We start from the raw sequence: 6,575 nt of genomic DNA on the forward strand, positions 1-6,575 counted from the left end.
GCGCTGGCGGCCGCGCTCTCCGCCACCGGGCTGCTCGTCACCGGGGCGCTCGGCGGGACCTGGCTCGGCCGGCTCGACCGCAGCGCCACCGCCTGGGCGCTCGAGGCCCGCAGCCCCGCCCTGACGACGGTGGCGGACGCGGTCGGCCGCCTCTCGGGCACCCCCGCGGTGGTCGGGCTCGGGCTGTCGCTCGCCGTCGTCGCCCTCGCCGTCACGCGCTCCTGGCGGCCGGTCGCCTTCGCCGTGCTCGCCCTCGGCGGGGAGGTGCTCCTCTACCTCCTCACCTCGCAGCTGGTGGGCCGGGCCCGCCCGGAGGTGCCCGACCTCACCACCGGGCTGCCCGTGGCGGCGGCCTGGCCCTCCGGTCACGCCGCGGCCGCGGCCGCCCTCTACGGGGCCGTCGCCGCGGTCCACCGGGCCTACGGGCGCGGCCGCGGTCGGTGGCTCGTCCTCGTCCTCCCCCTCGTGCTCGCGCCCGCGGTCGGCGCCTCCCGCGTCTACGTGGCGGCGCACCACCTCATCGACGTCCTCGCCGGGCTGGCGCTCGGGGGCCTGTGGGTGCTGGCGTGCGCGCTCGTCCTGCTGCCCCGGCCCACGGGCGGCGGCTCGGAGGGAGCGGCCAGGCCGCTCCGTAGCCTGGCGCCGGTGGAGCGGGTGCTGGTCCTCGGCCGCGGCGGAGCCGGGAAGTCGACCCTGGCGCGAGCCCTGGGCGAGACCACCGGGCTGCCGGTCGTCGAGCTCGACCAGCACTTCTGGGTCGACGGCGCTCGGCCGCTGAACGCCGCCGAGTGGACCTCCGTGCAGGAGCGCCTGGCCGGGCGCGAGCGGTGGGTCATGGACGGCGACCTCGGGCCCCACGACGCACCGGCGCCCCGGCTGCGCCGAGCCGACACGGTCGTCGTCCTCGACCTGCCCCTGGCCCTCTGCGCCTGGCGCGCCCTGCGGCGATCCCGCGAGCGGGTCGGCTTCTGGTGGTGGGTCATCGCCTGGCGACGACGTAGCCGGCCCCGCGTGATGGACGCCATCGCGACCCACGCTCCTCGAGCGCAGCTCCACGTCCTGCGCAGCCCGGCGCAGGTGGGCCGCTTCCTCGCTGCCGCCTCGACCGACGCCCACTGACGACGCCGGTCCGATGGACGACCGATGACTTCTCAGCGTGCCGCTGTCGATCCTCATCTGGCGCTGCGTGTGACGTCACAGGTCGATCCCGACGACCGCACGCGAGGACGAGACTCTCTCGGTCAACGCTCTCGAGATGGGGCCCGGCGATATCGGGTGGTGGCCATCACGTCGACATCGCCGCCGAGAGCTCGGCGGAAGCGTCGAAGGTGACGGGGTGAGGCGTTGACCACGTGAGCAACGCGCGCGGCCCGCAGCAGGGGCAGGTCCGTCCAGCTGTCGGTGTAGGCGTGGTCGACGGGAAGCGAGACCCCGGCGGCGGCCAGTGCGCGCACCTTGCCCCTGCCACGGGCGGGTACCGCCCGCGGTAGCCCCCACCGGGTGCGGGTGAGCGTCGAGGCGACGACCTCGACGTCGCCCAGGCCGAGCGCATCGCACAGGTGCTCGGCGAGCGGGGACGCGCAGCCCGTGGCGACCACCACACGATCACCTCGGCCCTGGTGCTCCCGGAGCCGGGCCAGGACCGTCGGGGTCGCCCGACCGGAACGAGGGTCGGCGTGGTCGGCGGCGAAGTGGGCAGCTTTGACGGTGAAGTCTTGTGGGCTGATTCCGACCGCGGCCAACCACACCAGGTACCGCTCGGCCGCCAGACGAGTCGGTGTGAGCAGGAAGGCGGGGAGCCACACCGGCGCCGTCGCGAGGGCGGCGACGGCTCGCGCCGGGGGCCGGCGCAGCAGGTGGGCGAGGAAGAGCCCGAAGGCGTCGCCGCTGAGCAGCGTGCCGTCGAGGTCGAACACGGCGACTTCCCTCGAGGGCGTCGACGCCTGGGTATGCCGAGTCACCGATACACCCTCCCCCACGCAGCACCTCCGGCGAGGGCGAGGGCCGGGTGGACGCGCGGACGTCGCGGGCGAAGCTCTCCCTCTGATCTACCGGACGCCCAAGCGTTCGACGTACCGCCGCTGCCACGGGGTCTCGGCCGCGCGCCGGTCGTACCGCGACCGGGTCCATGCGACGGCGTCGTCCGCGGGAACACCGTCGAGGACCGCCAGACAGGCAAGGGCGGTGCCCGTACGACCGCGCCCGTGCCCGCAGGCGACCTCGACCCGCTGACCTGCGGACCGTTCCCACAACTGCCGCAAGGCGGCGTCGGCGTCGAGCCGGTCGACCGGAAGGCAGAAGTCCGGCCAGCGCAGCCATCGAGACGGCCAGGGCAACGGGTCCGGCCGCCGAGCAGCCAGGTAGAGCCCGAAGTCGGGGGCAGCACCATCTGGCCGCGGGAGCCGCGAAGCACGCCCGCGCACGAGACGCCCCGAGGGCAGGACCACCACCCCGGGGTCGCCGACGTCCCACCCGTCCACCCCGGGACGGTAACGAGCCACCGACTCGGCGTCCCCGGTCCGAAGACCATCTACCCGGTACGCGTCAGGTCTGCCCCTCTCCTCCGAGGCTGACCGGCAGGCCTGCGACGATTCGAGGGTGACCACCGACCCGTGGCCGATCTCCGTCGGCGGCCTTCTGCTGCGCGACGCCCGACCGGACGACATCGAGCCGTTGCTCGCGCTGCGCAACGACCCGTCGGTCAACCGCTTCATGCTCGTCACGCATGTCGACCCAGACACCTTCCGCCGACGATGGGCGGCGATCCCCGACAGCGACACGGACTTCCACTGCGTTGCCGAGCTCGACGGCCAGGTCGTGGCGATGGGCTTCCTCGACGTCGTCGACGGGATGGGCCAGCCCGGGATGCCGAAGCGCACCGAAGGGGCCATCGGCTACATCGTCCATCCCGCCCACTCCGGACGGGGTGTGGGCAGCGACCTCGCCCGGGGCCTGCTCGCCGCCGCCTTCGACGGGCTGGGGCTACGACGGGTCACCGCCAGCTGCAACGCCGACAATCCCGCCTCTGCGCGGGTGCTCGAGAAGGCCGGGATGCGCCGCGAGCAGCACGGAGTCCAAGACTCATGGCACGCCGACCTCGGATGGGTCGACGGCTACCAGTACGCGCTCCTCGCTCACGAGTGGACCGCTCTGGCCGCAGCCCGCCTCTGAGCCAGCTTCTACGACGCCATCGCACCCCCACGTCGGCCATGCCGCAAGGCATCGCTGTCCGGTCAGCGTCCCGCTGACGATCGCTCAGCGGGGAACGCGTCGCAGGCACCCAGCGCCGACGGCAGCTGCACCAACGCCGGTGAGCGCCACCGCCACGACCGCCGGCCAGAGGTGCCTCGCCGCCTCCGCCCTCTCCCCCGGGCTGGACTCGAAGACCACCGGCAGAGCCAGGACGGCGGCCAAGCCCAGCAGGAGGACAGCCGTCACCCAGAGCCACAACGCGCCCCACGACCACCGGCTCGATGGACTCCTCACCTCAGCCATGCCGAGAAGGTAGGACCTGCACCGCCCCCTCGTCTGGGTCTCCCGCTGACGATCGCTGACCGGAGAGACCCCCGGCGGGACGGGCCCGCTCCCCTCAGCAGCCAAAACACGTGCCCTCGGCCCCCATGCCGAGAGACTGGCGTCGTGCCGAGTCGACCAACCGCCACCAGGGCGTCCGTGGCGTCCCTCGCGATGGCCCTCGCCGCCGCAGCATCTCTGCCTCTCGCTCACCGCGTCGATCCGCTCGCACCCCTGGTCGCGCTAGCTCTCATCCCCGTCGGCGGGCTCACCGCCCTCGTTCTCGGCGTCCGCGCCGGCTCGACGCTCCTCATCGTCGCCGGCGGCGCCGTCGCCTTCCTGCTGATCCCGTGCGCCTACTACGCCGCAGTCCTCATCGGTGGTCCGTGACCACGGGAGAAGCCGCGGTCGGTCAGCGACGTCGCTGACGCAGCACCTTGCGAGCACCGAAGAAGGCGGCCAGGAGGAAGACCACCCCGGCCGCCATGGCGAAGTAGAGCGGAACCAGGAGAAGGCCTCGCACGTCCTCGGAGCCGACTCCCCGACCGCCGTACGCGATCATAAAAAGGCCGAGAGCGAGGAGCAGGAACACCTCGCGCACCGATCCGGTGCCCAGCGGGCCGCCTTCACGAGCTCGTACCGCCATGCTCACCCCTCACTCGATGCGCCCGGACGTCGTCATGCGCCAGCGAGCTCAGAACGGACGCTACCCACCCAGCGCGTGCCCGTGGGCGAAGTATCGATGACGCACCCAGGCGCTGCCTGGCTGGCGCGTCTCAGTAACCGACCCCCTACTGGCCACAGAGGTGCTCGCCGCGACGAAGGGACGTCCATCCGCAGCCGCCGTCCCAGCAGACCCGTCCGGAGTGGCATCCCGGAGAAGGGGCCTTCTACGGCGACGCCTCACGAGCGATGAGCGGTCCCGCCCCGGTTCAGCTCTCAGCGTCGACGACGCTGGACGAGCGCAGCCATCGACGACCACCGCTCGACGGCCACCCCTTCTGCTGAGCGTCGTGCACCAGTACGACGCGGTCCCGACGCCCGCTCGGCTCGACCACGGTGTCGCGGGCGCCGAGGTGTCGATGTCCGTCCTCAGGCCCCCAGCGCGCGCGCCCGGTCGCGCGCGGCCTCGACGGCGTCGAGCAGCGCGGCGCGCAGCCCCCGCTCCTCGAGCCGGCGCAGCCCGGCGGCCGTCGTCCCGCCGGGCGAGGTGACGCGCTCGCGCAGCAGCGAGGGGTGCTCGCCGCTCTCGCGGACGAGCGCCGCCGTGCCGGCGAGCGTCCCCGTGGCCAGGCGCGAGGACGTCGCCCGCGGCAGGCCCGCGTGGACTCCCGCCTCGACGAGCGACTCGAGCAGCAGCAGCACGTAGGCGGGCCCCGAGCCGGAGACGGCCGTCGCGGCGTCCTGCAGCGCCTCGGGCAGCACGACGACGTCGCCCGTGCCCTGCAGCAGCTCGCCGACGAGCGCCATCCGCTCCTCGTCCGCGCCGGGCCCCGCCGACACGGCGGTGGTGCCGGCGCCGACGAGGGCGGGCGTGTTGGGCATCGCCCGGACGACGGCGACGCCCTCCGGCAGGGCGGCGGCGAGGCGCGCCATCGGCACGCCCGCCGCGACCGAGAGCACGAGCGCCCCGGGGCGCACGTGCGGTGCGGCCGAGGCGAGCAGGTCGTCGAGCTGCTGCGGCTTCACGGCGACGACGAGGACGTCACGGGCGGCCCCCTCGGCGAGCGGCACGGACCGCACGCCGTACCGGTCGGCCAGCTCGGCGGCCCGCTCGTCGCGGCGTACGACGGCGACGACGTCGTCGGGCGCCCAGCCCGAGCGCAGCACGCCCGCGAGGACGGCCTCGCCCATGGTGCCGACCCCGAGGACGGCGACGGAGGGGCGGCTCGGCGCGGCGGTGCTCATGGGCCGACCCTAGGACGGCGCACCCGCCGCACCGCTCCGCGCGGCGAGGCCGGGGAGGGGGTGTCAGGGACGGCGCAGGTGCTGCCGGGCGAAGGCGAGGGTCTCGGCGAGGTCGCGCTCGCGCTCCCCCGGCGCCCGCGAGCGACGGGTGTTGATCTCGGCGACGACGTGGCCGGTGAAGCCGCCGACCGCCAGGTCGGCGAGGAGCTCGGCGACCGGCTGCGAGCCCCGGCCCGGGACGAGGTGCTCGTCCTTGGCCGACCCGCTGCCGTCGGTGAGGTGGATGTGGCGCAGGCGGTCGGCGAGCTTGCGCGCCAGCTCCTGGGAGTCGCTGCCCGACGTCGCCGCGTGGGAGACGTCCAGGGTCACCTGGTCGTAGTCCTCGTCGACGACGTCCCAGCCCGGCGCGTAGGCCACGACCTCCCGCGAGCCCGCGCGCCAGGGGAACATGTTCTCCACGGCGAGCGTGGTGCCGGTGCGCCGGCTGATCTCGCGGACGCCCTCGACGAAGCGGGCCGCGTAGGAGCGCTGCCAGCGGAACGGCGGGTGCACGACGACGACGTCGGCGCCGAGGTCCTGGGCCAGCTCTACAGACAGCTCGAGCTTGGTCCACGGGTCGCGCCCCCAGACGCCCTGCGTCAGCAGCAGCGTCGGCGCGTGCACCGAGAGGACGGGGACGCCGTAGTGGTCGGCGAGCCGGCGCAGCGCCACCGCGTCGCGGCTCACCGGGTCGGTCCAGACCATGACCTCGACGCCGTCGTAGCCCAGGCGCGCCGCCGTCTCGAAGGCGTCCGCGCAGGAGCCGGGGTAGACCGAGCTGGTCGAGAGGGTGACGGCGGGCCCCTGGCGGGCCGTCCCGTTCTCGCTCACGCCCCCCACAGTAGGCCCGCACCACGCCGACGTCCCCGCGGGGCGCGCCCGCCCCCGCCCCTCCCCTGCTCGGGCGGTCGGCTCCGGCGGGGCGGCGGGGCGGCGGGCCGTCAGCGCCCGAGGAGCGGCGCGAGGGCGTCGAGCCGCCGGAGGATGACGCCCTCCCGGAGCGCCCAGGGGCTGAGCTGCAGCCGCTCGACGTCGAGGACCCGCATCGCCTCCAGCGCGACGACGGCGCCGGCCACGACCTGCCCGGCGCGCGCCTCGGAGACGCCGGGAAGGCG

At 74.8% G+C, this 6,575-nt stretch carries 9 protein-coding genes; 3 read left to right on the forward strand and 6 right to left on the reverse strand.

Translation table 11 applies throughout. The features are described 5' to 3' along the window. A partial coding sequence (locus HLB09_RS11235) for a phosphatase PAP2 family protein (protein WP_171203463.1) occupies nucleotides 1–1,119 on the forward strand: 1,119 nt, incomplete at its 5' end. A gap of 122 nt (nucleotides 1,120–1,241) precedes the next feature. Here HLB09_RS11235 and HLB09_RS11240 read toward each other — a convergent pair. Together HLB09_RS11240 and HLB09_RS20395 are read right to left on the reverse strand one after the other, a co-directional pair. After that, on the reverse strand, nucleotides 1,242–1,916 hold the full coding sequence (locus tag HLB09_RS11240) for a haloacid dehalogenase-like hydrolase (protein WP_322790141.1): 675 nt from the start codon (nucleotides 1,914–1,916) through the stop codon (nucleotides 1,242–1,244). 132 nt (nucleotides 1,917–2,048) lie between these two features. Beyond that, complete coding sequence (locus HLB09_RS20395; protein ID WP_344553582.1) at nucleotides 2,049–2,480, reverse strand: protein-tyrosine phosphatase family protein; 432 nt, start codon at nucleotides 2,478–2,480, stop codon at nucleotides 2,049–2,051. A gap of 118 nt (nucleotides 2,481–2,598) precedes the next feature. Here HLB09_RS20395 and HLB09_RS11245 point away from each other — a divergent pair, with 118 nt between their 5' ends. Both HLB09_RS11245 and HLB09_RS11250 read left to right on the forward strand, forming a co-directional pair. After that, on the forward strand, nucleotides 2,599–3,171 hold the full coding sequence (locus HLB09_RS11245; protein ID WP_171203465.1) for a GNAT family N-acetyltransferase: 573 nt from the start codon (nucleotides 2,599–2,601) through the stop codon (nucleotides 3,169–3,171). 501 nt (nucleotides 3,172–3,672) lie between these two features. Continuing rightward, nucleotides 3,673–3,903, forward strand: a complete 231-nt coding sequence (locus tag HLB09_RS11250) for a hypothetical protein (RefSeq protein ID WP_171203466.1) — start codon at nucleotides 3,673–3,675, stop codon at nucleotides 3,901–3,903. Nucleotides 3,904–3,925: 22 nt separating this feature from the next. Here the strand turns inward: HLB09_RS11250 and HLB09_RS11255 are convergent, their stop codons facing one another. From HLB09_RS11255 to HLB09_RS11270, 4 genes are all read right to left on the reverse strand, one after another. Further along, nucleotides 3,926–4,159, reverse strand: coding sequence for a hypothetical protein (locus tag HLB09_RS11255; RefSeq protein WP_171203467.1), 234 nt, complete (start codon nucleotides 4,157–4,159; stop codon nucleotides 3,926–3,928). Nucleotides 4,160–4,605: 446 nt separating this feature from the next. Further along, nucleotides 4,606–5,421, reverse strand: coding sequence for a pyrroline-5-carboxylate reductase (gene proC / locus HLB09_RS11260; RefSeq protein WP_171203468.1), 816 nt, complete (start codon nucleotides 5,419–5,421; stop codon nucleotides 4,606–4,608). Between the two features lie 63 nt (nucleotides 5,422–5,484). Continuing rightward, complete coding sequence (locus HLB09_RS11265; RefSeq protein WP_171203469.1) at nucleotides 5,485–6,291, reverse strand: sugar phosphate isomerase/epimerase family protein; 807 nt, start codon at nucleotides 6,289–6,291, stop codon at nucleotides 5,485–5,487. 110 nt (nucleotides 6,292–6,401) lie between these two features. Continuing rightward, nucleotides 6,402–6,575, reverse strand: a 174-nt coding sequence (locus tag HLB09_RS11270) for a Ppx/GppA phosphatase family protein (RefSeq protein ID WP_457920618.1), incomplete at its 5' end; no start/stop codon positions are given.

This window comes from Pseudokineococcus marinus, assembly GCF_013004605.1.
GTDB lineage: Bacteria > Actinomycetota > Actinomycetes > Actinomycetales > Quadrisphaeraceae > Pseudokineococcus > Pseudokineococcus marinus.

What these genes read in the sequence shown, in the direction of transcription:
- HLB09_RS11255 (WP_171203467.1), bottom strand. Translation starts at nt 4,159, where the DNA reads ATGGCGGTACGAGCTCGTGAAGGCGGCCCGCTGGGCACCGGATCGGTG.
- proC (WP_171203468.1), bottom strand. Translation starts at nt 5,421, where the DNA reads ATGAGCACCGCCGCGCCGAGCCGCCCCTCCGTCGCCGTCCTCGGGGTC.